This window comes from Pseudomonas sp. GNP014 (assembly GCF_054344005.1).
Map to the genome: position 1 here is coordinate 1400234 of NZ_JBTGUS010000001.1, position 26502 is coordinate 1426735.

Here is a 26502-nt window from a genome sequence, read left to right on the forward strand (position 1 = left end):
GTTCGAGTTCGGGTGAGCAACATGTGGTGGTCTCTTTTTGGCAGTGCGAAGGTCAAGTCACGGACAACCGAGGGTCAGCGTTCGCTGGCATCGCCGATGATCATGTCGCTGGAACCGCGCATGCTGTTCGACGGCGCAGTGGCTGCCACCGTGGCCGATACGGCTGCCCAGGCTGACAGCCACCCTGCGGCGGATGCCGCCAAGGCGCCGACCGCCGATCACCCGGTCGCCAGCAAGGACACCCATGGTCAGGCCGATGCCACACCGGCCGCCAGCCCGGTGGCGGTGCCTGGCCAGAGCGTGGTGTTCGTCGATTCGCGTGTGAAAGATGCCGACAGCCTGGTTCAGGGCGTTGCCCCTGGCACCCAAGTGGTGAAACTCGACGCCACCAAGGATGGTTTGCAACAGATCGCCGATTACCTCGATCAACATCATGGCGTCAGTTCAGTGCAGATCATTGCCCACGGCAACGCTGGCGATCTGTGGTTGGGCAACAGTTATCTGTCTGCGGACAACGTCGCGCAACGCAGCGCCATCCTCGGCGAAATCGGCAAGGACATGAACGCTGGCGGCGACATCCTGATCTACGGCTGCTACACCGCCGAGGGCGATCGCGGCTTGAGTTTCGTCGACTCGCTGGCGCAGTTGACCGGCCGTGATGTAGCCGCTTCGAACAACCGCACCGGTGTCGGCGGCGACTGGGATCTGGAAATTGCCACCGGCAGCATCGAGAGCGCCAACGTCTTGTCGACCAAGGCGATGAGTGAATATCAATGGGGCCTTGCCACCTGGACCGCGACTAACAACCTCGACTCGGGCGTCGGCTCGTTGCGTACGACTCTGGCGTCTGCGCAAAACGGCGACATCGTCACGTTCAACGCCGGCATGACCGTGCAACTCAACTCCGAGTTATTGATCAACAAGAACATCACCGTCGATGGCGATCTGAACAACGACGGCGTGGCCGACGTGACCCTCGACGGGCAATACAAGACCCGCGTGGTGGAAATCACTTCCGGCGCCACCGTGACGCTGGACGGGCTGGTGATCACCAAGGGATTGGTGGCCGGCAATGGCGGTAACGGTGGCGCGGCGGCAGCAGGCGCCATGGGCGGCGGGATTTTCAACGCCGGCATTCTTACGCTCAATAACGTCACGGTGACTGCCAACGCCGCTTCCGGTGGTGGTGGCGGCGGTGGGGTGGCCGGAGGTTATTCCGGCGGCGGCGGCGGCGGTGGTGGCGGGATCGGCGGCGGTAACGGTGGCCATGGTGGTTCGACAGGCCCGGGCAACTCAACCTATGCCGGTGGGGTCGGCACAGCGAATACCGGTGGTTATGGCGGCGGCTACACCTCGAACGATATGGGCGGGCGCGGCGGTACCAGCACTGGCGGCCTCGGCGGCAATGGCGCCGCCGGTTACAGCCACGGCGGCAACGGCGGCTCAGCGACCAATGGCACGTTGTCCATTGGTGGTGGCGGCGGTGGTTCGGGCTGGAACTCGGTTGGCGGCGTCGGTGGCAATGCGGCCGGCGGTATCTACAACGCCTCGACCGGCACCTTGAAAGTCATCGGCACATCGGTCATCAGCAATAACCTCGCGGCGGGCGGTGGCGGCGGCGGTGGTGGCAGCGGCGGCAACATTGCCAACGGCGGTGACGGTGGCCGTGGTGTCGGGGCCATCTGGAACAACGGCGGCACGGTACTGATCACCGCTGCCAACTTCGCGGCGATCACCGGCAACGCTGCGGCCAGTGGTGCCGGAGGCCCGTCAAACGGCGGTGCGACGGGTAGCTCGCCGAGTGCCACTGCTGCGGTTTACAGTACCGGCGGCACGCTCAATACCAATTACGTCGAACCACCGACCGCGACCATCGTACTGGCGGACAGTGCGCTGAAAATTGGCGAAACCTCGCTGGTGACCATCACCTTCAACACGGCGGTCACTGGCTTCACCAATGCCGACCTGACCATCGCCAACGGCACGTTGACGGCCGTGAGCAGCAGCGATGGCGGGATCACCTGGACCGCGACTTTTACGCCGACCAACGGGATTACCGACACCACCAACGTCATCACTCTGGACAACACCGGTGTGGCGGCGGTCTCTGACGGTACCGTGGGTGTCGGTACCACCAATTCCAGCAATTATGTGATCGATACCCAGCGCCCGACGGCCACTATCGTTGTCGCTGACACGGCCCTGAAAATCGGTGAAACGTCGCTGGTGACCATCACCTTCAATGAAGCGGTCAGCGGTTTCACCAACGCCGACCTGACCATCGCCAACGGCACGTTGTCCGCCGTGAGCAGCAGCGATGGAGGCATTACCTGGACGGCGACGTTTACGCCCAGTGGCAGTGTCACCGACACCACTAACGTGGTGACGCTGGATAACACCGGGATCGCTGACCTGGCCGGTAACGCCGGCAGCGGTACAACCGATTCCAACAACTACGCCATCGACACCGTGCGCCCGACGGCCACCCTTGTCGTTGCGGACACCGCGCTCAAGGCAGGGGAAACCTCGCTGGTGACCATCACGTTCAGCGAGGCCGTGACCGGTTTCACCACCGCCGACCTGTCCGTGGCCAATGGCAGCGTGAGCGGTTTGAGCAGCAGTGACGGCGGGATCACCTGGACGGCCACCCTCACGCCAACCAACAACATCAGCGATACCACCAACCTGATCACCCTGGCCAATACCGGCCTCTCCGATTTGTCCGGCAATACCGGCAGCGGCACCACCGACTCGAACAATTACGCCATCGACACGCAGCGCCCGACGGCGACTATTGTGGTTGCCGACAACGCCTTGAGAATCGGCGAAACGTCGTTGGTGACCATCACCTTCTCCGAAGCCGTGACCGGCTTCACTAATGCCGACCTCACCATCGCCAACGGCACGCTGAGCGCCGTGAGCAGCAGTGATGGTGGCATCACCTGGACGGCAACCTTCACGCCGACCGCCAACATTACCGATGCCACCAACCTGATCACCCTCGACAACAGCGGGGTCAGTGACGTCAACGGCAACCAGGGCAGCGGCACCACCGACTCCAATAACTACGCCATCGACAACCAGCGCCCAACGGCCACCATCGTGTTCACAGACACGGCCTTGAAAATCGGCGACACATCGCTGGTGACCATCACCTTCAGTGAAGCGGTCAGCGGTTTCACCAACGCCGACCTGACCATCGCCAACGGCACCTTGAGCGCAGTCAGCAGCAGTGACGGAGGTATTACCTGGACCGCAACGTTCACTCCGGGCGCCAGCATCAACGACACCACCAATCTGGTGACGCTGGACAACACCGGCATCGCTGACCTGGCCGGCAACGCTGGCAGCGGCACTACGGATTCGAACAATTACAGCATCGACACCCAACGTCCGACAGCGACCATCGTGGTCGCCGACACGAGCCTCAGCGCCGGTGAAACCTCGTTGGTGACCTTTACCTTCTCCGAGGCGGTGACGGGCTTCACCAACGCCGATCTGAACATACCCAACGGCACGTTGACCGCCGTGAGCAGCAGCGACGGCGGGATCACCTGGACGGCGACATACACGCCCACTCTCGGGATCAACGACACCAGCAACCTTATCAGCCTGAACAACACCGGCATCGCTGACCTGGCCGGTAACGCCGGCACCGGCGTCACCAACTCCGGCAATTTCGTGATCGACACCATGGTTCCGACCGCCACTATCGTGGTTGCCGACAACAGCCTGAGCATCGGCGAAACCACCACGGTGACTATCACCTTCTCCGAAGCCGTGACCGGTTTCAGTAACGCCGACCTGACCATCGCCAACGGCACGCTGAGCGCCGTGAGCAGCAGTGATGGTGGCATCACCTGGACGGCAAACTTCACGCCGACCGCCAACATTACCGACGCGACCAACCTGATCACCCTGGACAATACCGGGGTGCAGAATGGGTCCGGCAACGTGGGAGTGGGGACCACTGATTCGAACAATTACGCCATCGACACCCAGCGCCCGACCGCGACCGTTGTGGTGGCCGACACGGCGCTGGGCGTTGGTCAGACCACCACGGTCACTATTACCTTCAGCGAGGCGGTGACCGGTTTCACCCTGGCAGACCTGACCGTCGAGAACGGCACACTTTCCGCGCTGAGCACTTCGGACAACATCACCTACACCGCGACGTTTACCCCATCGGCCGGCGTCACCGACACCAGCAACCTGATCACCCTGGACAACACTGGAGTGGTCGACGGGGCCGGCAACACTGGCAGCGGTACCACCGATTCGAACAACTACGCGGTCGACAGTCAGCGTCCGACCGCCACGATTGTCATGAGCGACAACGATCTGCGTCCTGGTGAAACAGCGACCGTGACCATCACCTTCAGCGAAGCGGTCACCGGTTTCGACAATGCCGACCTGAGCGTCGCCAACGGCACGTTGAGCAACGTCTCGTCCAGCGACGGCGGCATCACCTGGACGGCGACGTTCACTCCGACCATCGGCATCAGCGATACCACCAACCTGATTGTTCTGAACAACTCCGGCATCAGCGATCTGGCCGGCAATACTGGCACCGGCACCACCAACTCGGCCAACTACGCGGTGCAAACCGAAGTGCCGACCGCGACCATCGTCGTTGCGGACAGCTCGCTCAAGGCCGGGGAAACCTCGATCGTGACGATCACCTTCAGCGAGGCGGTCAGCGGTTTCAGCAATGCGGACCTGACCATCGCCAATGGCACCCTGAGCAACGTCAGCTCCAGCGATGGCGGCATCACCTGGACCGCCACGCTGACGCCAACCGCCAACATCACCGACACCAGCAACCTGATCACCCTCGACAACAGCGGGGTCACCAACGCCTCTGGCAACAGTGGCGTCGGCACCACCGACTCCAACAACTTTGCCATCGACACCGCGTTGCCGACCGCCACTATCGTGGTCGCCGACAATCGCCTGGGCATTGGCGAAACCACCACGGTGACCATCACCTTCAGCGAAGCCGTGAGCGGTTTCGATCTGTCGGACATCAGCGTCGCCAATGGCACCTTGTCGAACCTGATCAGCAGCGACGGCGGCATCACCTGGACCGCCACGCTGACACCAACCGCCAACGTCAACGATGCGACCAACCTGATCATCGTCGACACTGCCGGCGTGCAGGATCTGGCCGGCAACCTTGGTGCGAGCATCGCCATTTCCAACAACTACGCGCTCGACGCGACCCGGCCAACGGTGGACATCGTGGTCGCCAACCCGCATCTGGGGATCGGTCAGACCACCACAGTGACCTTCACCTTCAGCGAGGCGGTGAGCAATTTCGACCTGTCCGACCTGAGCGTGACCAACGGTGATCTGAGTAACCTGAGCAGCAGCGATGGCGGCAAGACCTGGACCGCGACGTTTACCCCGACCGCGAATGTCACCGACCCGAGCAACTTCATCGCGCTGGACACCAGCAACATCACAGACCTGGCCGGTAACGTCGGCAGCACGGTGGCGGTGTCGAACAACTATGGTCTCGACAGCGAACGGCCAACGGCGACGGTGGTGATTGCCAACCCGAACCTGGGCATCGGCCAGACATCGGCGGTGACCATCACCTTCAACGAGGCGGTGAGCGGCTTCGATCTGGCAGACATCAATGTCGGTAACGGCACCCTGTCCAACCTGAGCAGCAGCGACGGCGGCAAGACCTGGACCGCGACGCTGACACCGAATGCCAACGTCAACAGTGCCAGCAATGCGATCAGCGTCAACAGCGCGGGTGTCAGCGATGCCTCCGGCAACAGTGGCAGCGGTGTCAGCAGCTCGAACAATTACGTGATCAATACCGTGCCGCCGGTCGTTCCACCCTCGACACCAACCAGCGTGGTGATTCCCGATCCACTGATTCGCAGCAGCGATCCGGTGGTGCCGCCACCGCCGCCGAACATCCCGCTGCAACCGATCATTTTCACCGCCCCCACCGGCGATATCGGCTCACCGCTGACCTTTGCGCCGCTGTTCGAACAACGGGTGATTGGCAACGGCATCCGCCCGCTGGGCGATATTTTCATCAATCAAGGTGCACTCAGCCCGAGCTTCATTGCGCAAGTGTTCAGCAGCAGTGACAACGGCGGTGATGGATCCGGTCACGGCTTCCTCGGCTTTGGCGGCGGTGATGGCGGCGTATTCGGTACCAGCACGTTATCGAGCCTGTTCAATCAAGACAGTGCCGCCGACCGCGATTCGTTGACTGCGTTTGGCAGCCAGTCACTCAAGGCTGGCGACGTTTCTCAAGGCCTGCGCGGCGTGTTTGGTGCGCCGACGCTGGGGCAGCAACTGCAAGAACTCAAAGACAACGAACAGCACCGGGTCGACAACCTGGCGGCGGCACTGCAACAGGTCGGCATCAGCGAAATATCGGCCTGAACCAACCATTACTCAACACTGTGCGGGACCTAGGGGCGATCCAGGGATGAAAAGAAGTCAGAAGTTGTTCGGCGCCAGCCTGCTGTCGCTGGCGATCAGCGGATGTGCAGTGACCAGTGAACCGATTGAACGCAGCATCAGTGAACAGCGGGCCAGGAGCGACCTGCAAAGCATGTACAAGGATCAGGAACCGCTGCGCGGCCCGCTGACCCTGCACCAGGCCATGGCTCGCGCGGTGAAGTACAACCTCGAAGGCCGCTTGAAGATCATGGAGGAGGCGCTGGCCAAGCGGCAGCTCGACCTCGCCAGTTTCGACATGCTGCCGCGCATGGCGCTGGACGCCGGTTACGTCGGGCGCAACAACGTCAACGCCTCCAGCAGCCAGAGCGTACGTACCGGCACTCAGTCGCTGGAACCGTCGACCTCGCAGGATCGCGACCGTGAAGTCGCCGACCTGACCATGGTCTGGAACGTTCTGGACTTCGGCGTCAGTTACATCAGCGCCAAACAGCAGGGCGACCAACGCCTGATCGTCCAGGAGCGTCGCCGCAAGGTGATCAACACCATCGTTCAGGATGTGCGCTCGGCCTATTGGCGAGCGATGGCCGCCGAACGTCTGCTCAAGCAGATCGACAGCCTGATGGCCCGTGTCGACACCGCCCGGCGCAACAGCCAGAGCATGAGCGACCAGCGCATTGGCGACCCGGTGCAATCGCTCAGCTACCAACGTTCGCTGATCGAAGCCACCCGGCAACTGGAAGAGCAGCGCCGTGCCCTGTCTTTGGCGAAAACCGAACTGGCGACCCTGATCAACCTGCCGCTGGGCACCAACCTGACCTTGGCCACCGATGACGGTTATCAGATTCCCGAACTCAAGGTCGATCTGGCGAAACTGGAACAGGAGGCGCTGACCAGCCGTCCGGAACTGCGTGAGCAGGATTACCAGACCCGCATCAGCGCCGCTGAAACCCGCAAGGCCATGCTGCGTCTGTTGCCGGGCCTGGAGTTTTCCGCCGGCGGGCATTACGACAGCAACTCGTTCCTGGTCGAACAGGGCTGGGCCGACTATGGCGTGAAAGTCACCTGGAACCTGTTCAACGTGATCTCCGCTCCGGCGGCCATTGATGTCGCCAAGGCTGGCGAGGAAGTGGCCGCCGCGCGGCGTCAGGCCATGTCGATTGCGGTGCTGGCGCAGCTCTACGTGGCCAACGCCAACTATCAAGAGGCCTTGCGCCAGTTCAAGACCAGCCAGCAACTGTCGGACATCGACGGGCAAATCGTCGGCCAGTTGCGCAATCGTCATCAGGCGGCGGGCATTGGTGAACTGGAACTGATTCAGGGCGAGTTGAACAACCTGCAAGCAGACCTGCGCCGCGACCTGTCCTACGCCGATCTGCGCAATGCGTACGGACAGATCTTCGCCAGTGCCGGCCTCGATCCACTGCCGGATCAGGTGCAATCGACCGAAGTGCAGTCGATCGCCACCGCACTGGCCAATCGAGAATCGGCCTGGGCGGCCGGTGATATTTCGGTGCCGGTGGCGCATGCTGCGGCGCCGGCCCGGTAAGCGCCGGGTGGGCTCGTGAGCCGGCCGGCATGTTCGCGCCTGCCGGTGACGGTGGATTTGCCGTTGTTGTTGCAAGCGCTGGCGGCGATTGATGAGCAGGCCTGGCGCGGGCATTTCAACAGCGACTATTTCACCGGCGACTGGAGCGGCGTGGCGCTGATTTCGTCAGCCGATGCGCTGACCGAATTGTCCCCCGGGCAGGCTGCGTCGGTGCCTCGTGCGCCCTGGTTGCGGGATGAGCGCTGGCAACGCGGGCTGCATGCGCTGTCGCTGGAAATTGTCAGCGCGCGCCTGTTACGGCTGGGCCCTGGCGGGCGCATTCACGAACACCGCGACTACGATCTCGACGGCCCGCAAGCGGATCTGCGGCTGCACATTCCGCTGCTCAGCCCACCCGCTGTGGACTTCTGGCTGGAAGACCGGCGTGTACCGATGACGGTGGGGGAATGCTGGTTTCTCGATCTTGCCCGAGCCCATCGCGTGGACAACCGCGACGCCTCGGCGAGGATTCATCTGGTGCTTGATTGCCGCCCGACGGCCTGGGTACTGGCAAAGATTGCCGAAGGCTTGCGCGATACCCCGGCAGCACAGACGGCGGATTCGCCGCTGCAACCATTGCAGCGTGTGCTCGACGGTGATGCGCAGCTGGCGGCGGCATTGCAGGCCATCGGCGACCCGGAAACGTTCATCGAGCGCACCCTGCAACTGGCTGCTGCCCAGGGTCTGGCCTTGACCCGTGAAGAGCTGCGCGCGGCAATGCGCAATGGTCGCCGGCAGTGGAACGAACAATGGCACGGCTGAGCTTCGACGGCTGGTTGCCGATCCGCGTCTGGCCGGTCGCCGGGCAATGGCAGGTGGACTGGTGCTGGTTCGCGGACACGCCGTTGCATCAGCCGTTTTTCCGCGAGGCGGTGGAGGATGCGTTGCGGCTACCGTTCAATCAGGCCTTTCGCCGGCAGACGCCGTTGGCGGCGCTCAGCGATTGGCAGGCGCAAAGCCCGGGCCTGGCACCGAGCGCGTTCATTCTGCATGCCTCTCGCTGTGGTTCGACGCTGATCAGCCAGATGCTCGCGCGGCTCGACGATCACATCGTGGTGTCCGAACCGCCACCGCTGGATGCGCTGTTGCGCAGCGACCTGCCGGCCGGCGAACGGCGCGCGGCCATCTGCGGATTGCTTTCGGCCTATGGACAGCGGCGTCGTGGCACCGAGCACCGGCTGGTGATCAAGCTCGATGCCTGGAGTATCGGCGAATGGCCGCTGTTGCAGGCCTGTTTTCCCGACACGCCGTGGCTGTTTCTGTATCGCGATCCTGTGGAAATTGCCGTTTCGCACCTGCGTCGTCCCGGGATGCACATGGTTCCGGGCATGCTGGGGGATTGCGTGCTCGAAGACGGTTTGCCGTTCGTGGGACGCGAGGACTTCATCGCCCGGCGCCTGGGACGATTGCTCGAGGCCGGTGTGGTGCACTGCCGTGACTCGGCGGGTGCGCTGGTCAACTACAGCGAACTGCCCGATGCGATGGCGGGGCGCTTGGCGCGGTTTTTCAAACTGACGGCCGAACAGCGCCAACAGGTATGGCTGGCCGCCGCGCAGCACGCGAAGCAGCCCGCGCAGGCCTTTGTGGCCGATGGCGAGGCCAAACGGCGTGAAGCGTCGCCGCTGTTGCGGGCGCGGTTGCAGGCTTGCGCGTGTGCACCCTATGCGGCTCTGGAGAAAATGCGCGGCGTTTAAAGGATCGCAGCCTGCGGGGGAAGGCCTGCTCTGCAGGCGCTGCCGAAAGCTGCGATCTGTTGCTGTTCATGATTTTCCCGACAGATCCGCCATGCCCTTGAGCAACTCGATCGGCAACGGGAAGACAATCGTCGAGCTCTTGTCGCCGGCAATCGAACTCAAGGTCTGCATGTAGCGCAATTGCATGGCGCCAGGTTGGCGCCCGAGCATTTCGGCGGCCTGCATGAGTTTTTCCGACGCCTGTAACTCACCTTCGGCGTGGATCACCTTGGCCCGCCGTTCCCGTTCGGCTTCGGCCTGTTTGGCGATGGCGCGGACCATCGACTCGTTGAGATCGACATGCTTGATCTCGACGTTGGCGACCTTGATGCCCCACGCGTCGGTCTGCGCGTCGAGCACTTGCTGGATGTCGATGTTCAACTGTTCGCGCTCGGCCAGCAGTTCATCGAGTTCGTGTTTACCGAGCACTGCGCGCAGGGTGGTCTGGGCCAGTTGGCTGGTGGCGGAGAGAAAGTCCTCGACCTGAATGATCGCCTTCTGCGGGTCGAGCACGCGGAAATACAACACCGCGTTGACCTTCACCGAGACGTTATCGCGGGTGATCACGTCCTGCGGCGGCACATCGAGAACAACGGTGCGCAGATCAACCCGGACCATTTGCTGCACCACCGGAATCAGCAGGATCAGCCCCGGCCCCTTGACCTGCCAGAAGCGCCCGAGCTGGAACACCACGCCGCGTTCGTATTCACGCAGGATGCGGAACGTCGATCCGGCGAGGACGATCACCAACAGCAGCAGCGCGACAAAACCGATTTGCAGACCCATGATCACTCTCCGTGACGCACCGCGTCAGTTGCGGCGACTTTCAGCAATAAGCCTTTACGCCCGACCACGCGCACCGATTGCCCGGTGTGCAGGGGTGTCGCGCTGCGCACTTGCCAGTGTTCGCCCTGCAATTGCACCCAGCCGTTGTGGGCGTTTTCCGCTTGCACGGTGGTCACCGCCGTCACGCTGCCGACCAGCCCGGCATCGCCGCTGACGGCATGACGTGGACGGGTTTTCAGGGCGCGGACGATCAATGCGCTCAGCAGCAGGGCACTGAGCAGGCCGAGACCGATGATCATCGGCACCGGCAATTCGGCGTTGCCCAGAATCAGCGCGCCGATCACGAACATGATGATCCCGCCCAGGCCGATCACTCCGTAGTTGGGCAGCGCGGCTTCGGCGATCAGAAAGACAATGCCGAGGGTGATCAGCCACAGGCCGACCGGGCTCATGGCCGGCAACGGCGTATCGGCGGCGAGGGCTGAGCCGCTCAGCAGCAGTAATATGGCAAACGTACAACATCGGCTGTTCACGTGACCCTCCGCGAACGTCATGGGCTGGTTCTTTCAGTCTAGTTGAGGGTGGGGCGGGACGAATGTTGATCAACGTGCGCAGCTGTCCAGTGAGCGGATTTCCCGCTGCCAGCGGCCCGCCGGACTAGACTCAAAACACGGCAATAACCGTTCAGCGCAACACCGAGGTGCATCATGCGTATGGCAAGAAAGGTGCAAAGCAGCCTGACCCGGGCGCATTGCGAATACGACATCGTCGCCCACCGGCATTCGTCCAGCAGCCTGGAGACCGCGCGGGTTAGCGGGGTGCCTGCCGAGCGAGTGGCGAAGTCGGTCATCCTCGACGACCATCACGGGCACTATTTGATGGCCGTGCTGCCGGCCAGCCGGCATCTGGACTTGAGCAAGGTGCGCACCAGCGGTGAATGGCAACTGACCCGCGAAAGCAATCTGGCGCACATCTTCGACGACTGCGAGCGCGGTGCGGTGCCTCCGCTGGGTGATTCCTATGGCCTGGACATGGTCATCGACCCGCTGCTGACCCGGCAGAAAGACATCTACCTGGAGGCCGGCAACCACAACTATCTGCTGCACATGAGCATGCCCGAGTTTTTGAAGATGGTGCCGCATGCCGAGGTACGAGAGTTGAGCCATTAGTGTTGGCGGCGCTCGGGCTGGCGCTATCGCGGGCAAGCCAGGCTCCCACAGGTATCGGGTTGTTCACCAATAGTGTGTTCACCCGAAAACACGGTGGGAGCGGGCTTGTCCGCGATTGCTCTTCCACACACCTGTTTTCTCAAGGAGTCCTCCATGGAACAGCCAATCCACAGCCTGCCGTGCCTGTTCGACCAACTGGGACTGCGCAGCGACCCCACCAGCATCGAGCAATTCATCGCCACCCATTCACCACTCAAGCCGGAATTGCACCTGGCGGACGCGTTCTTCTGGAGCAAGAGCCAGGCCGATTTTTTGCGTGGCGAGATTCTCGATGATGCCGATTGGGCGGAAGTGGTAGATCAGCTGGATGTGATGTTGCGCAAGGGACGCGATACGTAGGAGATGTGCAGAAACGCTTCAAGGAACATTTGTTTCAAAACTTGACTGAAATTCCCTGCCAATGCGATATTGATAGTTAGCAAACTAACAGTGTGCATTGCCCCGTGCCGAATTCCCTCGACGCTCTCCAGATGAACATCAGCAGTGCCATGGTGGTGGCCGCCAGACACTGGCGGAAAATCTGCCAGACCACGCTGGTCAACTACGGCATCTCCGAAGCCTGCGCCGTGCCGCTCTTGATGATCGGCCGGCTGGGTGAGGGCGTGCGTCAGGTGCAAGTGGCGCAGGCGGCCGGGATGGAGAGTCCGTCGCTGGTGCGTCTGCTCGATCAGTTGTGCCATTCCGGTTACGTCTGCCGCACCGAAGATGTCCAGGACCGTCGGGCCAAATGTCTGAGCCTGACCGATACCGGCCGCGAGCTGGTGCAAGCGGTGGAAGCCGAACTGGTGCGCCTGCGTCACGAGGTACTCGAAGGCATCGACCAGAGTGATCTGGAGGCTGCGCTTCGGGTACTGCGCGCTTTTGAGGTGGCCCATCCGCCTGTGGTGATCAAGTCTTGAACGGTTTTTTCTCTGGCATTCCGCCGGCCCGTGACTGGTTTTACGGGGTCCGTACCTTTGCAGCGTCGATGATCGCGCTGTACATCGCCTTGCTCATGCAAATGCCACGTCCGTATTGGGCGATGGCCACGGTGTATATCGTTTCCAGTCCGTTTCTCGGGCCAACCAGCTCCAAGGCGCTGTACCGCGCCATCGGCACCTTTCTCGGGGCCGCAGCGGCAGTGCTGTTCGTGCCGATGTTCGTGCAGAGCCCGTATGTGCTGGTGGTGGTCATTGCCTTGTGGACGGGGATTTTGCTGTTCCTGTCGCTGCACCTGCGTACCGCCAATAACTACGCGCTGATGCTCGCCGGTTACACCTTGCCGCTGATTGCCTTGCCGACGGTGGATAACCCGCTGGCGGTGTGGGATGTGGCAGAAGCGCGCACCGAAGAGATTTTCCTCGGCATCGCCGTGGCTGCGGTGATCGGCGCGATGTTCTGGCCGCGCCGCCTGGCGCCGGTGTTCAACGACGCCGTCGGCAAGTGGTTCGCCGATGCCACGACGTACAGCCTGAAATTTCTCGGCCGCGACGTGCAGCCTGAGCAGATCACGGCCTTGCGCATGGCCATGGTCGCCAATTTCAACAGCCTCGAATTGATGATCGGCCAGTTGCCCCACGAAGGCGCGAGGCCGCAAACCGTGCGCAACACCAAGGAGCTGCGCGGGCGGATGATCCACCTGTTGCCAGTGATCGACGCCCTCGAAGACTCGCTCTACGCCCTCGAACGACGCACGCCGGAACTGGTGGAAAAGTTTGCCCCGCTGCTGACTGCGACCCAGCAATGGCTCGGCCATAACGACGCCGACCTGGCGCGTTGGCGGGCGCTCAAGGATCAGCTTCAGGCTTTGCAGCCAAGCTGCGAGGCGCTGGAAGACCGCCAGCAATTGCTGTTTTCCAACGCGATTTATCGCCTCGGTGAATTCATCGATCTGTGGCAGGACTGCCGCAGCCTGCAGGACGCGATTCTCTGCGAACGGCAGGACAGCTGGCGTGCGGTTTACCGGCACTGGCGCCTCGGGCGTCTGACGCCGTTTCTCGATCGCGGGATGATGCTGTATTCGGTGGCCTCGACCATTCTGGCGATCATCGTCGCCTCGGTACTGTGGATCCTGCTCGGCTGGCCGGATGGCGGCAGTGCGGTGATTCTGGCGGCGGTGGCGTGCAGTTTCTTTGCCTCGATGGACGACCCGGCGCCGCAGATCTACCGGTTCTTTTTCTGGACCGGGATGTCGGTATTGTTCGCCAGCCTCTATCTGTTTCTGATTCTGCCGAACCTGCACGACTTTCCGATGCTGGTGCTGGCGTTTGCGGTTCCGTTCATCTGTGTCGGCACCCTGACGGTACAGCCGCGGTTCTACCTCGGCATGCTTCTGACGCTGGTCAACACCTCGTCCTTCATCAGCATTCAGGGCGCGTACGACGCGGACTTCTTCGCCTTTGTGAACGCCAACCTGGCCGGCCCCATCGGTTTGCTGTTCGCGTTTATCTGGACCCTGATCGCCCGCCCGTTCGGCGTCGAACTGGCCGCCAAACGCCTGACCCGCTTCAGCTGGAAGGACATCGTGCACATGACCGAGCCGGCCAACCTCGCTGAACACCGGCACTTGGGCGTGCAACTGCTCGACCGCTTGATGCAGCACTTGCCACGCCTGGCCATGACCGGTCAGGACACCGGCATTGCCATGCGGGAAGTGCGCGTGGGCCTGAACCTGCTCGATCTGCTGGCCTATACCCCACGCGTGAGCGGCGCGCCGCAGGTCCTGCTGCAACAAGTGGTGGCCGAGGTCGGCGAGTATTTCCGCGCCTGTCTGAAGGCGGGCGAGCGCTTGCCGGCGCCGAGTCCTTTATTGATGACGATGGACCGCGCGCGCCGTGCGCTCAAAGGGCACGGCGATGAGGAAACCCGGTTAAACCTGTTGCATGCCTTGAGCGGTTTGCGCCTGGCGCTGTTGCCCGGTGTGGAATTTGTCAGCACCGGCGATGCCGAAGAACCGCTGCCCGATGGAGCGCCCCTATGATCGGTGATCTGGATATCAGCGGCATTTTCCTGCCGACCCTGCTGGTGCTGATGGGCATCACCTATGTGTTGTTTCTGCTGGTGCACGGCGTGCTCACACGCCTGCACTTTTACCGTCTGGTCTGGCACCGGGCATTGTTCAACGTGGCTCTCTACGCCGTGCTGTTGTATGGCGTGGACTCACTCAGTCGATACCTGATGACATGAAAAAACCGTTTCTGACTATCGGTCGCGTGGTCCTGACCCTGCTGATCGTGACTTTCGCCGTCGTCCTCGTCTGGCGCATGGTGATGTATTACATGTTTGCGCCGTGGACCCGTGACGGCCATATCCGCGCCGACATCATCCAGATCGCCCCGGACGTGTCCGGGCTGATCCAGCAGGTCGAGGTCAAGGACAACCAGTTGATCAAACGCGGCCAGGTGCTGTTCAGCATCGACCAGGACCGCTTCAAACTGGCCCTGCGTCAAGCTAAAGCAACGGTTGCCGATCGCGAAGAAACCCTCGCCCAGGCCCAGCGTGAGGCCAAGCGTAACCGTGGCCTGGGCAATCTGGTGCCGGCCGAACAGCTGGAAGAAAGCCTGTCGAAGGTCGCCCGCGCGCAATCGGCGCTGGCTGAAGCGCTGGTGACGGTGGACAGCGCCCAGCTCAACCTCGACCGTTCGGTGATCCGCAGTCCGGTGGACGGCTACGTCAACGACCGTGCACCGCGTCCGCAAGAGTTCGTCACGGCCGGGCGGCCGGTGCTGTCGGTGGTCGACAGCAACTCGTTCCACATCGACGGCTATTTTGAAGAAACCAAACTCGACGGCATCCATGTCGGCCAGTCTGTCGACATCCGTGTGATCGGCGACAAAGCGAAGCTGCGCGGGCATGTCGAAAGCATCGTCGCCGGTATCGAAGACCGTGACCGCACCAGCGGCAGCAACCTGCTGCCCAACGTCAACCCGGCGTTCAGCTGGGTGCGCCTGGCGCAGCGGATTCCGGTGCGTATCGCCTTTGATGATGTGCCGGAAGACTTTCGCATGATCGCCGGCCGCACCGCGACCGTGTCGATCATCGACGAGCAAAAGCAGGAGCCTGCGCAATGAACAGGGCCCTGATGATCGCCGGGTTGGGCGTGATGCTCTCGGCCTGTCAGATGGTCGGGCCGGATTATCACCTGCCCGCTGACGCGGCGGTGCAGCGCAAGGATTTTCAGGGCGAATTGGCCGTGGAGGGCAAACCGGTGGTTTCAGCACCGGTGCCGGCGGACTGGTGGCGTTTGTATCGAGACCCGCGCCTGGACCAGTTGGTGCAGCAGGCCATGGCTTCCAATACCGATTTGCGCGTGGCCGCGGCCAACCTGTCGCGGGCCCGTGCGCAGGTCGATGAAGCCAAAGCGGCCGGAGGCTGGAGCGGCGGCGTGAAGATGGGCGCGCAGCGCTTGCAGGAATCCGGTCAGGCGTTCCTGTTGCCAGAAAAAGTACCGGTGGCCAACGTCGCTGACATCGGCATCAGTGCTTCTTACCAGTTCGACCTGTGGGGCACGCTGCAACGCGGCATCGAAGCGGCGCAAGCCAACGCTGATGCCACGCAAGCGGCGGCCGACACCGCGCGCATCACCCTGGTGGCGGACGTGGTTCGCGCCTATACGCAGGTCTGCGCCGCCAATGAAGAGCGGGAAATCGCCCAGCACTCCCTCGACCTGCAATCGCAGAGCACCACGCTGATTCAGCGCCTGCGCGATGCCGGGCGTGGCGATGAAACCCAGGTCACCCGTTCGCAAACCCAATTCAAATCCTTGCGCGCCGACATGCCGCGCTATGAGGCGGCGCGTCAGGCCGGTTTGTTCCGCTTGTCGATGCTGCTGGCCAAACCGGTCGAGCAATTGCCGGCCGGCACCGCCACCTGCGCCGAATTGCCAAAAATCGCCCAACGGGTGCCGGTCGGCGACGGTGCGGCGCTGCTCAAGCGCCGTCCCGATGTACGTCAGGCCGAACGTCGTCTCGCCGCCGCGACCGCCGGGATCGGTATCGCCACGGGCGAGTTGTACCCGGACATCAGCATCGGCGCGACCATCGGCACCGTCGGCATTGTTTCCGACCTTGGCGATCCGTCGACCAACCGTTGGGGCTTCGGCCCGTCGTTGAGCTGGAAAGTGCCGACCAACGGCGCCCGCGCGCGCATTCGTGAAGCCGAAGCCTCGACCCAAGGCGCGCTGGCGCATTTCGACGGCGTGGTGCTCAACGCCATCCGCGAGACCCAGACCGGTCTGGCCCAGTACAGCGCGTTGCTGCAACGCCGCGATGCGCTGGCCGATGCCGAGCAGTCGGCGAAACTGGCCGCCGACCAGACCCACCGCTTCTTCCAGGCCGGGCGCGAGTCGTTCCTCGCCGACCTGCAAGCGACCCGTACTTACACCGACGTCACCGCGCAACTGGCCGCGGCCAACACCCAGGTCGCGATGAGCCAGATCGATTTGTTCCTCGCCCTGGGCGGCGGTTGGGAAAGCGGACGAACGCAAGCGACAACCGCCAGCAAACCCTGAGGCCGTTGCTATGCTTTGAAGTGTTGGAGGGGCGCCCCGAGCAAGGCGCCCCTTCAGCGCACATTGCTAGCGCTGGTCTAGGGGAAACCAATAATGAAAAACCCTTACGCTCTCGGCTTCTGGTGCGCCATCGCAGCGCTGGTGCTGCTCTCGGCCACCTATTTCTACGGCATCATGCTGGCCCACCAGATCGACAAGGCGATGGTGTTCCTCGACAGCGCGACCGCGCTGATCGCGGTCATGGCGATCGTCGTGGTCGCGTGGGCGTCGGTCCAGGTGCAGCGGGTCAAAAAACGACAGCTTGAACAGGGCAGGACCCTGGTGCTGATCTGGGACACCAAAGTCGCCCTGCGTCGGGTCGAAACCGTGTTCGACCGGTATTTCTGGGGCAGCTATTGGCAGCCGGGTCGCACCTTCGCCGAAGTCATGGGCGAACTCACCGGCACGCCGCTGGAAAAAAGCCTCGAAGCGCTGAAGAAGCAGTGCCTGGAACTCGACAAGCAAATTGATGGCGAGGGCTGGCATTGGTTGAACAACGCCCGGGAATTGTCCGATGTCGCCACGGCCATGGCCCGTGAGCGCTATCAACTGGACTTCTGCGACCCCCGCGCCGACGGGCCGGGCGGGGCGGTGATTGACCGGGATTTTGAAGTGCTGGTGTACACCTGGACCGCACGGCTGAAGAGCTTTGATCATCAACTCGATGAAATCGAGGTTCAGTATTCCTGATTTTCTGTGAATCCTCCGGCCTCATCGCTGGCAAGCCAGCTCCCACAGTTTTTGTGGTGTTCTCGAATTTTGTGGACACCCACCAATCCTGTGGGAGCTGGCTTGCCAGCGATAGCGTCTGTGCCAACAGCGAAACTCTCCCGGCCTGTCAGCTGTCCATTCCCCCTATAGACACTCTTTAACCTTTAAACATTGGGCCTCCTCGCGTGCCCGGTGCTAATCTCCACCGCTGAATTCAGCGCAGTCGAGCCGCGACCCGATCACGGGTTCAGGGAAGACGACCACACTCACAGCCACGGAAATCGATCAGGTCATTCATGAATAAATCAGCAGGCGTGCTACTCGGGATTGTTGTTGCGATCGGCGCCATCAGCGCCGGCGGGGCCTGGTATACCGGGACCAAGATCGAAGGCGTGCTGAACAACGCCGTCACCAACGCCAACAAAGAGCTGCAGACCGCGATGGCCGGCTCCAATGGCACCGCGTCGCTGGAGCTGGTGTCGCTGGAGCGTCACACCTTCACCAGCACCGCGCACTACCGCCTCAAGGGCGAAGGCGAGATGTTCGGTGACAAACCGGTCGAGCTGCTGTTTGTCGACCACATCGAGCACGGCCCGCTGCCGTTCTCGCGCCTGGTGTCGCTGAAATGGCTGCCGGTCATGGCCACCAGCAACTATGAGCTGGAAAAGAACGCCGCCACTGAAAAATGGTTCGCCGCCGCCAAGGGCGCTGCCCCGCTCAAAGGCGTGACCAACATCGGCTACGACGAATCCACCACCAGCACCGTCGACCTGCTGCCGTTGGAAACCGCGCTGGATGAACAGTCCAGCCTGAAGTTCTCCGGCCTGACCCTGAACATCTCCGCCAGTGCCCAGGCACAGAAGGTCAAGGCGGACGGCTATATGGACAACCTGAAACTGGTCACCGTCGCCGAAGATCAGGCGCCCGTGCAGGTCGAGCTCAACGGTCTGACCCTGGCCAGCAACCTCGCCAAGAGCAGCTATGGCTACTACACCGGCGAAAACACCCTGGAGCTGACCAACAGCAAGACCACCTTCGGCACCCAACAGTCGGTGCTCGGCGTGAAGAACTTCGAAATGAAGAACCTCACCGAAGAAAGCGGCAGCAATGCCTCGGGCCGCGCCGATTACAAAATTGGCGAAATCAGCCTCAACGACAAGAAAATCGGCTCGGCCGCCATGGCCATGAGCCTGAAAAACCTCGATATCCCGTCGACCATGTCGCTGATGCAGATCTACCAGACCAAACTGCAGCCGTATGAAAAAGCCGCCGCCGAAGCTGCCGAAGCCGGCTTGCCGGCTCCCGAGCTGAATCTGACCGAAGCGGAAAATGCTCAAGTCAAAGCCGACCTGCAGAAACTGCTGGCCGCCGGGCCGCAAGTGGCGCTGGAAAACCTGTCGCTGAAAACCGCCAACGGTGAGAGCCGCGCCAATCTGGTGGTCGACCTGACCAAGCCGCAGTCGATGGACCTGCCGCCGGATCAGCTGGGCAAGCAACTGATTGCCCTGCTGGACCTGAATATCCAGGTGTCCAAGCCGATGCTGATCGACCTGCTCAGCGTGCAGGCGCAACTGGATGGCCAGACCGACGCCAAAGCGATCGTCGATCAGTCCAAAGAGGCGGCCGACATGTTTGCCGGCATGGCCGTCGGTTCGCAGTTGGCGACCCTGGATGGCACCAACGTCGTGACCAAGCTGCATTACGCCGCCAATCAAGTGGAGTTCAACGGCCAGAAAATGACCGTTGAGCAGTTCGTCGGCTTCCTGATGAGCAAATTCGCCGGCGTCACGCAAGTGCAGTAATACTGCGCGCTAAATGAAAACGCCCGGCCTCTGCATTGCGCAGACGCCGGGCGTTTTGCTGTCTGGCGTTCGGGGTTTCGGTGCCACGATGGAATCGCCGGCACGATTCTGAACAATTATTGCGTTGCGGATCCTGGTCTACGCTTGCGTGCAAGACTGCCTGACTAAGCTTGGCCGTGGATGGTTGATCGCGGCCATCGTTACGAATGGGCAAGGAGGGCATTGCGACCCGGCTAGCCATGTAAGGATGCTGACGAATGCCGCGTATTGATGTTCCCGTATTACATCGTGGTTTACGCCCATTGTTTCGTGTCGCGCTGTGCAGCCAATTGCTCTGGCCGGCACTGGCGTTTGCCGACACACCCTACGATCAAATGGTGCGCGACGCCCGTGCCGGGCAGTACACGCCTGCACTGACGGTATTGCGTCAGGTGCCTCCCGGCCAGTCGACGACCGGGCAGGTCAGCGATCACCTGCAAATCGCCAGCTGGGCCGGTCTCGATGCCGAAGTGGTGCAGGTTTATGAGACCCAGGGCCGCGACCGCGTCCTGCCGGTTCAGGCGCTGACCGCCACGGCGCGCGCCTACCGCAACCTCAAGCGCTGGGATCAAGCCACTCAGGTCTATAACAAGGCCCTGGCGCTGGAGCCGGATAACGCTGATCTGCAACTCGGTCTGGCCCTGACTCAGGCCGACGCCGGCAAACCCGACGAAGCGGTGACCCGCGCCAAAGCGCTGGTGGCGGCCAGACCCGATGACCCTGCGCGTCGTCTGGCACTGGGGTACGCCCTGACCCGTGACAACAAACCCTACGACGCTTTGTTCGAATACGATCAGGCCTTCATCCGCGCCGGCAGCAAGCCGGAAGTTGCCCGAGAGTACGTGGTCGCCCTGCAAAAGGCGCGTCTGCCGGAGCCGGCGTTGCGCCTGGCCAATCAACGCCCCGGGCTGATCGATCCGGTCATCCTGCGTCGCCTCGAAGGCGATCTGGCCGCCGAACGCGTGCGCCTCGCCGAGCTCGCCACCCGCAGTGAGAAAGAGCACTACGTCATCGCCGACCGGGCGTTGGCCGACTACGACAAACTCCTCGCCACCTGGACGCCCGACGCGACTGCACACGATGACGTGATCCGCTGGCGCATCGACCGCATGGGCGCGCTCAAGGCCCGGGCGCGCACCGCCGACGTCATTGCTGAATATCAAAAGCTGCAAGCCGAAGGCGTGAACATTCCGACCTACGCCCTGCGCTGGGTGGCGGCGGCGTATCTGGACCAGCGTGAGCCGGAAATCGCCACCGACCTCTATCGCCAAGTGCTGTCGGCACCCGACGCGGATGTCGGTGATCGCCTCGAAGATTCCACCGCGCTGTATTACTCGTTGCTGGAAAGCGACCGCGCCGAAGAGGCCCGCAAGGTCGCCGAAGACTTGGCCAAGACCCAGCGTCCGCGCATCGAACTCAAAGGCTTGCCGATCGGCAACCCCAACCATGAATGGATGGACGCCCAGCAGTTGGCCGCGCAGGCCGGCACCTATGGTTCCGACTTGCCCCACAGCGAAGAACGCCTGCAGACGCTGGTCGATCAGGCCCCCGGCAATGTCGGCCTGCGTCTGGCCCAGGCCGACCTGTATCTGGCGCGGCAATGGCCGCGCCGTGCGGAAATCCAGCTCAAGGAAACCGAGAGCATGGTGCCGCGCAGCATGGGCCTGGAAGTCGCGCAGGCGCGCACGGCGATGACGCTGCAGGAATGGCGGCAGATGGATGCGCTGACCGATGACGTGGTCGCGCGATTCCCTGATAACCGTCAGGTCCAGCGTGCAGCGCGTGAGCGCGAAGTGCATGACATGTCCGAACTGCGCGTCGAAGCCTACGGCGGCAAGGCCAACGGTGGCGGCAGTGGCGATGCGGGAGCCGTCAGTGGCAGCCGCGATTTTGGCATTCAGAGCACCCTGTACAGCCCACCGATTGATGAAGACTGGCGGGTGTTCGCCGGCGTCGGCTACGCCACTGGCGATTTTGCCGAAGGCACCGGCAACCACCGTTTCCAGCGTGTGGGCCTGGAGCGGCGTACCCGCGACATGACCCTCGAAGCGGAAGTCTCCAACCATTCCTACGGTTTTGGTGACAAGCAGGGCGCACGTCTGGCAATCGCCCGCGACATCAATGACCACTGGCAATACGGCGGTAGCCTCGAATACCTGTCGGCCGAGACACCGCTGCGCGCGCTCAACAGCGATATCAAGGCCAACGGTGGCAGCGGTTTCATTCGCTGGCGCGCCAACGAAAGCCGCGAGTGGCGCCTGTCGGTGAGTCCGTCGCACTTCAGCGACGGCAACAACCGCGTCGAGGCCTTGCTCACCGGGCGCGAGGGCGTCTACAGCGCACCGAACGTGCAGGTCGACGCCGGTCTGGAAGTCGGCACCAGCCACAACTCCAACTCCGAGGATGTGCCGTACTTCAACCCGAAATCCGACTTCAGCGTGATGCCGCTGGTCGACGTCAATCACGTGCTCTACCACCGCTACGAAACCTCCTGGAGCCAGCAGTTCCAGGCCGGTGCGGGCACGTACAGCCAGCGTGATCACGGCACCGGCGGCATGGCGCTGCTCGGTTACGGCCAGCGTTATGCCTGGAACGACGTGTTCGAGGTGGGCGGCTTGTTCAGTGTGATCAACCGGCCCTACGACGGTGATCGGGAAACTGATCTGCGTCTGCTCGTCGACCTCACTTTCCGCTTCTAGAAGAGTTTGAAGATGCCTTTGATTTCGCGTTTCATCCTTCTGCTGGGAGTGCTGCTGGTCAGCGCCTGCGCCCAGCAAGCCCCGGCCTTCGCACCGCCGGCCGAACGCCCGCTGGCGGCCAGTGAAAAACCGTGGCCGAAAAATCACGTGCTCGGCATTGCTTATCACGACGTCGAAGACCGCGACCCTGATCAGGCGGTGGTGGCGGTGCGCACCGAGCGCATGATCGAGCAGCTCGCCTGGTTGCGCGAGAACGGCTACAAACCGGTGACGGTCGACCAGATCATGGCCGCGCGCAAGGGCGGCCCGGAGCTGCCGGCGAAAGCGATCCTGCTCAGTTTCGACGACGGTTATGCGAGCTTTTATACCCGCGTGCTGCCGGTGCTGCGCGCCTACAACTGGCACGCCTTGCTGGCCCCGGTCGGCGTCTGGATCGACACGCCGCTCAATCAACCGGTGGACTTCGCTGGCGCCCCGCGCGCGCGTTCCGACTTCCTGACCTGGGATCAGATCCGCGAAATCTCGCAATCCGGTCTGGTGGAAATCGCCGCCCACACCGACGCCAGTCACAAAGGCATCCTCGCCAACCCGCAGGGCAACATGCAGCCGGCGGCGGCAACCCGACGCTACGATCCGGTGACCAAACGCTACGAGTCCGAAGAGGATTTCCGTGCGCGGATCCGCAACGACGTCGCGACCATCTCGGAAAAGATTCGCAAGGTCACGGGCTACAAGCCGCGCATCTGGGTCTGGCCTTACGGCGCGGCGGACGGTACTTCGCTGGCGGTGATCGGCGACCAGGGCTACGAAATGGCCCTGACCCTCGACGACGGTCTCGATGCCCTCGACAACCTGATGAGTAGCCCGCGCTTCCTGGTTTCCTCCGATCCCGATGGCGAGGTGTTCTCCAATAGCATCGTCGACGTGCAGTCGGATTTCGTCATGCGTGTGGTGCACGTCGATCTGGACAACGTCTACGACCCGGACCCGGCACAACAGGACATCAACCTCGGCAAACTGGTGCAGCGCATGGCCGACATGGGCGCCAACACGGTGTTCCTGCAAGCCTTTGCCGACCCAAAGGGCGATGGTCTGGTGCACTCGCTGTACTTCCCCAACCGTCACTTGCCGGTACGTGCGGATATTTTTAACCGCGTCGCCTGGCAACTACGTACCCGCGCTAACGTGAAGGTCTTTGCGTGGATGCCGGTGCTGAGTTTTGGTCTCGACTCGAAACTGCCGCGGGTGACCCGGTGGGACCCGAAAACCGGCACCACCTCAGTCGATCCGGATCAGTACCAACGTCTGTCGCCGTTCGATCCGGAGGTGCGACGGATCATCGGCGAAATCTATGAAGACGTAGCACGGCTGACGTCGGTCGACGGCATCCTCTATCACGACGACGCGATTCTGTCGGACTTCGAGGACGCCGGCCCCGAGGCGTTGAAAGCCTACGTCGCCCACGGTTTGCCAGGTTCGATTGCCGCCCTGCGCGATGATCCGGCGGCAATGCAGCGCTGGACGCGGTTCAAGAGCCGCTACCTGATCGACTTCACCAACGAGCTGACCGCCAAAGTCCGCGCCATTCGGGGCCCGCAGGTGCTGACCGCGCGCAATATTTTCGCCGAGCCGATGCTCAATCCCGACAGCGAAGCCTGGTACGCGCAGAACCTCGACGACTTCTTGCAGACCTACGACTGGACCGCGCCGATGGCCATGCCATTGATGGAAAAACAGACCCAGGCCGAGTCCGGCCCGTGGCTGGAAACCCTGGTGCAAACCGTCAGCAAGCGCCCCGGTGCCCTGAACCGCACGGTGTTCGAGTTGCAGGCCCGCGACTGGACGAAAAAAGATCAGGCCGACATCGACGGCGCGCACCTCGCCGACTGGATGGGCCGCCTCAAGCGTCAGGGCGCGACCAGTTTCGGTTACTACCCGGACAACTTCCTCGACAACCTGCCGGACCTGAAAACCGTAAGGCCTGCACTCTCCAACAAATGGAACCCATGACATGCTGGATAGACTGTTAGCCCTGCTTGTTCTGGCGCTCGTCCTCGGCGTGCCGCTGGGACTGATCTTCCTGGTCACCGGGCAGTTCCTGATGGACTTCGTGTTTTTCTACCCGTTGTTCATGTCCGGGTTGTGGATTGCCGGCGGCCTGTATTTCTGGCTGCACTGGGAACGCCACTGGCCGTGGAAGGACGACACCCTGCCACCGCCCCTGGCGGGCGAACCGCTGATCTCGATCCTGATCCCTTGCTACAACGAAGGTGACAACGCCGCCGATACGATCCACGCGGCGCTGGCCCAGCACTACCCGAACATCGAAGTCATCGCGATCAACGACGGCTCCAAGGACAACACCGCCGAAGTCCTCGACCGCCTGGCCAAGGAAGACCCACGCCTGCGCGTGCTGCATCTGGCGGAAAACCAGGGCAAGGCGGTCGCCCTGCGCATGGGCGCGATTGCCGCGCGCAGTGAATATCTGGTGTGCATCGACGGTGATGCGTTGCTGGCGCCGAATACGGCGGCCTATCTGGTCGCGCCGATGCTGGATAACGCACGCCTTGGCGCGGTGACCGGCAACCCGCGAATTCGTACGCGCTCGACGCTGGTCGGGCGGGTTCAGGTCGGCGAATTCTCGTCGATCATCGGCTTGATCAAACGTACGCAACGGGTGTTCGGACGGATCTTTACCGTGTCGGGGGTGATCGTCGCATTCCGCCGTACGGCGCTGAATCGGGTCGGCTACTGGAGCCCGGACATGATCACCGAAGACATCGACATCAGCTGGAAGCTGCAACTCGATCACTGGAGCATCTTCTACGAGCCGCGCGCGCTGTGCTGGATTCTCATGCCGGAAACCCTCGGCGGTCTGTGGAAGCAGCGCCTGCGCTGGGCCCAGGGCGGTGCCGAAGTGCTGTTCAAGAACATCCGCGGCATCTGGCAGTACCGGCACCGCTATCTGTGGCCGCTGCTGTTCGAATACTGCCTGTCGACCGGTTGGGCGTTTACCTTCCTGCTGTCGGTGATTTTCTGGGGTGTCGGCAAGTTTGTGGTCATGCCAGAGTCGATTGCCGTGCATCACCTGATGCCGCCGGCGTTTACCGGGCTGTTGCTGGCGTTCGTCTGCCTGGTGCAGTTCGCGGTCAGCATCATCATCGACCGGCGCTACGAGCCGGGGTTGGGCAAGACCATGTTCTGGGTGGTCTGGTATCCGATTGCATTCTGGCTGGTCAGCCTGCTGACGACGCTGGTCAGCTTCCCCAAAGTGTTGTTCGGCCAGCATCAGAAACGGGCGCGTTGGGTCAGCCCTGACCGCGGCATCAAACCGATCGGGGACGACGAAGAGGAGGTCATCAAATGAAAATCATCCGGACCCGCCAGCGGCCTTTTCTGGTCGTGGTCGATGTGATTCTTACCGTGGTGGCGTGGGTGGGGCTGCTGTTCTTGCTGATACGCGGGCTATGGCCGCTGATCGAAACTCATGCGGGCGGGCCACGCATCGACAATTCGGCGTTCGAAGCGCTGGGCACTTTGCAGATTTATCTGTGGGTGGCGTTGGTCAACGCGGTGATTCTGATCGGTTGGGCGCGTTATCAGCAGCGCAAGAGCAGAAGCTTCGCCCAGCGCCGCTTGCCGGCGCCGGTGGTCGATGATGAAGGGCTGACCAAGAGTTTTCGTCTGTGCGATGACCGCTTGCAGAAGCTGCGTACCCCTGGGGTCATGACCATCCATAACGATCAGGAAGGGGACATCAGCCATGTGGTGACGCATTTCTGGCCGGTTCAGCAGCAGGATTTGCCACCGCCGCTGGCGCCGCTGGAGCACCCGCGGGTGATCTTTCTGCATGCTGAGGATGACGATAATCGCGAACCGGTGAGCCGCCTGACCTGAGCTGGAAATACCCCTTTAGGCGCTGCCGAAGGGGGTGATCGTCCCACGCAGGGAGCGTTGAC

19 protein-coding genes are annotated in these 26502 nt (G+C 62.4%); 17 read left to right on the top strand and 2 right to left on the bottom strand.

What is annotated here, in order from left to right:
* The first annotated feature begins 21 nt into the window (after nucleotides 1-21).
* Genes ACXX9E_RS06435 through ACXX9E_RS06450 form a run of 4 tightly spaced genes read left to right on the top strand, consistent with a single transcriptional unit; the run spans nucleotide 22 to nucleotide 9711 of the window.
* A complete protein-coding gene (locus ACXX9E_RS06435; RefSeq protein WP_458555185.1) occupies nucleotides 22-6411 on the top strand; it encodes an Ig-like domain-containing protein in 6390 nt (2129 codons plus the stop codon).
* Nucleotides 6412-6457: 46 nt separating this feature from the next.
* A complete protein-coding gene (locus ACXX9E_RS06440; RefSeq protein ID WP_458555186.1) occupies nucleotides 6458-7978 on the top strand; it encodes a TolC family protein in 1521 nt (506 codons plus the stop codon).
* Nucleotides 7979-7993: 15 nt separating this feature from the next.
* Nucleotides 7994-8779 carry an aspartyl/asparaginyl beta-hydroxylase domain-containing protein gene (locus tag ACXX9E_RS06445; protein ID WP_458555187.1) on the top strand — a complete coding sequence of 262 codons (786 nt, stop codon included), beginning with the start codon at nucleotides 7994-7996 and terminating at the stop codon, nucleotides 8777-8779.
* Nucleotides 8767-9711, top strand: a complete 945-nt coding sequence (locus ACXX9E_RS06450; RefSeq protein ID WP_458555188.1) for a sulfotransferase family protein — start codon at nucleotides 8767-8769, stop codon at nucleotides 9709-9711. Before ACXX9E_RS06445 ends, ACXX9E_RS06450 begins: the two co-directional genes overlap by 13 nt.
* A 66-nt stretch (nucleotides 9712-9777) precedes the next feature.
* On the opposite strand, the gene ACXX9E_RS06455 is transcribed toward ACXX9E_RS06450, so the two are convergent.
* A complete protein-coding gene (locus tag ACXX9E_RS06455; protein WP_150603973.1) occupies nucleotides 9778-10536 on the bottom strand; it encodes a slipin family protein in 759 nt (252 codons plus the stop codon).
* A gap of 2 nt (nucleotides 10537-10538) precedes the next feature.
* On the bottom strand, nucleotides 10539-11090 hold the full coding sequence (locus ACXX9E_RS06460; protein WP_458555189.1) for an NfeD family protein: 552 nt from the start codon (nucleotides 11088-11090) through the stop codon (nucleotides 10539-10541).
* 153 nt (nucleotides 11091-11243) lie between these two features.
* Between ACXX9E_RS06460 and ACXX9E_RS06465 the strand changes: the two genes are divergently transcribed.
* The 13 genes from ACXX9E_RS06465 to pgaD all read left to right on the top strand — a co-directional run bounded on the left by ACXX9E_RS06465 (nucleotide 11244) and on the right by pgaD (nucleotide 26440).
* Nucleotides 11244-11705, top strand: a complete 462-nt coding sequence (locus ACXX9E_RS06465; protein ID WP_123470393.1) for an aminoacyl-tRNA deacylase — start codon at nucleotides 11244-11246, stop codon at nucleotides 11703-11705.
* A 153-nt stretch (nucleotides 11706-11858) separates the two neighbouring features.
* Nucleotides 11859-12104 carry a DUF2789 domain-containing protein gene (locus tag ACXX9E_RS06470; protein WP_123470395.1) on the top strand — a complete coding sequence of 82 codons (246 nt, stop codon included), beginning with the start codon at nucleotides 11859-11861 and terminating at the stop codon, nucleotides 12102-12104.
* Between the two features lie 131 nt (nucleotides 12105-12235).
* Complete coding sequence (locus ACXX9E_RS06475; protein ID WP_177490613.1) at nucleotides 12236-12664, top strand: MarR family winged helix-turn-helix transcriptional regulator; 429 nt, start codon at nucleotides 12236-12238, stop codon at nucleotides 12662-12664.
* Nucleotides 12661-14724 carry an FUSC family protein gene (locus ACXX9E_RS06480; protein WP_447808315.1) on the top strand — a complete coding sequence of 688 codons (2064 nt, stop codon included), beginning with the start codon at nucleotides 12661-12663 and terminating at the stop codon, nucleotides 14722-14724. The genes ACXX9E_RS06475 and ACXX9E_RS06480 overlap by 4 nt, the downstream gene beginning before the upstream one ends.
* Complete coding sequence (locus tag ACXX9E_RS06485) at nucleotides 14721-14930, top strand: DUF1656 domain-containing protein (protein ID WP_027611129.1); 210 nt, start codon at nucleotides 14721-14723, stop codon at nucleotides 14928-14930. The genes ACXX9E_RS06480 and ACXX9E_RS06485 overlap by 4 nt, the downstream gene beginning before the upstream one ends.
* Entirely contained in the window at nucleotides 14927-15814 is an 888-nt protein-coding gene (locus ACXX9E_RS06490; protein WP_222833924.1) for an efflux RND transporter periplasmic adaptor subunit, read from the top strand. Before ACXX9E_RS06485 ends, ACXX9E_RS06490 begins: the two co-directional genes overlap by 4 nt.
* The gene (locus ACXX9E_RS06495; protein WP_123470401.1) at nucleotides 15811-17253 is read left to right on the top strand and encodes an efflux transporter outer membrane subunit; all 1443 of its coding nucleotides are present in this window, start codon (nucleotides 15811-15813) and stop codon (nucleotides 17251-17253) included. The genes ACXX9E_RS06490 and ACXX9E_RS06495 overlap by 4 nt, the downstream gene beginning before the upstream one ends.
* Nucleotides 17254-17346: 93 nt before the next feature.
* The gene (locus ACXX9E_RS06500; protein WP_123470404.1) at nucleotides 17347-17982 is read left to right on the top strand and encodes an NADH:ubiquinone oxidoreductase subunit N; all 636 of its coding nucleotides are present in this window, start codon (nucleotides 17347-17349) and stop codon (nucleotides 17980-17982) included.
* Nucleotides 17983-18299: 317 nt separating this feature from the next.
* Nucleotides 18300-19805 (top strand): YdgA family protein, encoded by a 1506-nt coding sequence (locus tag ACXX9E_RS06505; RefSeq protein WP_123470406.1) that lies wholly within the window; start codon nucleotides 18300-18302, stop codon nucleotides 19803-19805.
* A gap of 257 nt (nucleotides 19806-20062) precedes the next feature.
* The gene (pgaA, locus tag ACXX9E_RS06510) at nucleotides 20063-22543 is read left to right on the top strand and encodes a poly-beta-1,6 N-acetyl-D-glucosamine export porin PgaA (protein ID WP_458555190.1); all 2481 of its coding nucleotides are present in this window, start codon (nucleotides 20063-20065) and stop codon (nucleotides 22541-22543) included.
* Between the two features lie 12 nt (nucleotides 22544-22555).
* Nucleotides 22556-24553, top strand: coding sequence for a poly-beta-1,6-N-acetyl-D-glucosamine N-deacetylase PgaB (pgaB, locus tag ACXX9E_RS06515; protein ID WP_458555191.1), 1998 nt, complete (start codon nucleotides 22556-22558; stop codon nucleotides 24551-24553).
* A 1-nt stretch (nucleotide 24554) separates the two neighbouring features.
* Nucleotides 24555-25910, top strand: coding sequence for a poly-beta-1,6-N-acetyl-D-glucosamine synthase (pgaC, locus tag ACXX9E_RS06520; RefSeq protein ID WP_123470412.1), 1356 nt, complete (start codon nucleotides 24555-24557; stop codon nucleotides 25908-25910).
* Complete coding sequence (pgaD, locus tag ACXX9E_RS06525; RefSeq protein ID WP_123470414.1) at nucleotides 25907-26440, top strand: poly-beta-1,6-N-acetyl-D-glucosamine biosynthesis protein PgaD; 534 nt, start codon at nucleotides 25907-25909, stop codon at nucleotides 26438-26440. Before pgaC ends, pgaD begins: the two co-directional genes overlap by 4 nt.
* Nucleotides 26441-26502: the final 62 nt, after the last annotated feature.

Excerpts from the sequence above, each read along its gene's own strand:
- ACXX9E_RS06435 (WP_458555185.1), top strand. The coding sequence starts at position 22 with ATGTGGTGGTCTCTTTTTGGCAGTGCGAAGGTCAAGTCACGGACAACC.
- ACXX9E_RS06440 (WP_458555186.1), top strand. The coding sequence starts at position 6,458 with ATGAAAAGAAGTCAGAAGTTGTTCGGCGCCAGCCTGCTGTCGCTGGCG.
- ACXX9E_RS06450 (WP_458555188.1), top strand. The coding sequence starts at position 8,767 with ATGGCACGGCTGAGCTTCGACGGCTGGTTGCCGATCCGCGTCTGGCCG.
- ACXX9E_RS06455 (WP_150603973.1), bottom strand. The coding sequence starts at position 10,536 with ATGGGTCTGCAAATCGGTTTTGTCGCGCTGCTGCTGTTGGTGATCGTC.
- ACXX9E_RS06460 (WP_458555189.1), bottom strand. The coding sequence starts at position 11,090 with ATGACGTTCGCGGAGGGTCACGTGAACAGCCGATGTTGTACGTTTGCC.
- ACXX9E_RS06465 (WP_123470393.1), top strand. The coding sequence starts at position 11,244 with ATGCGTATGGCAAGAAAGGTGCAAAGCAGCCTGACCCGGGCGCATTGC.
- ACXX9E_RS06470 (WP_123470395.1), top strand. The coding sequence starts at position 11,859 with ATGGAACAGCCAATCCACAGCCTGCCGTGCCTGTTCGACCAACTGGGA.
- ACXX9E_RS06475 (WP_177490613.1), top strand. The coding sequence starts at position 12,236 with ATGAACATCAGCAGTGCCATGGTGGTGGCCGCCAGACACTGGCGGAAA.
- ACXX9E_RS06485 (WP_027611129.1), top strand. The coding sequence starts at position 14,721 with ATGATCGGTGATCTGGATATCAGCGGCATTTTCCTGCCGACCCTGCTG.
- ACXX9E_RS06490 (WP_222833924.1), top strand. The coding sequence starts at position 14,927 with ATGAAAAAACCGTTTCTGACTATCGGTCGCGTGGTCCTGACCCTGCTG.
- ACXX9E_RS06495 (WP_123470401.1), top strand. The coding sequence starts at position 15,811 with ATGAACAGGGCCCTGATGATCGCCGGGTTGGGCGTGATGCTCTCGGCC.
- ACXX9E_RS06500 (WP_123470404.1), top strand. The coding sequence starts at position 17,347 with ATGAAAAACCCTTACGCTCTCGGCTTCTGGTGCGCCATCGCAGCGCTG.
- ACXX9E_RS06505 (WP_123470406.1), top strand. The coding sequence starts at position 18,300 with ATGAATAAATCAGCAGGCGTGCTACTCGGGATTGTTGTTGCGATCGGC.
- pgaA (WP_458555190.1), top strand. The coding sequence starts at position 20,063 with ATGCCGCGTATTGATGTTCCCGTATTACATCGTGGTTTACGCCCATTG.
- pgaB (WP_458555191.1), top strand. The coding sequence starts at position 22,556 with ATGCCTTTGATTTCGCGTTTCATCCTTCTGCTGGGAGTGCTGCTGGTC.
- pgaC (WP_123470412.1), top strand. The coding sequence starts at position 24,555 with ATGCTGGATAGACTGTTAGCCCTGCTTGTTCTGGCGCTCGTCCTCGGC.
- pgaD (WP_123470414.1), top strand. The coding sequence starts at position 25,907 with ATGAAAATCATCCGGACCCGCCAGCGGCCTTTTCTGGTCGTGGTCGAT.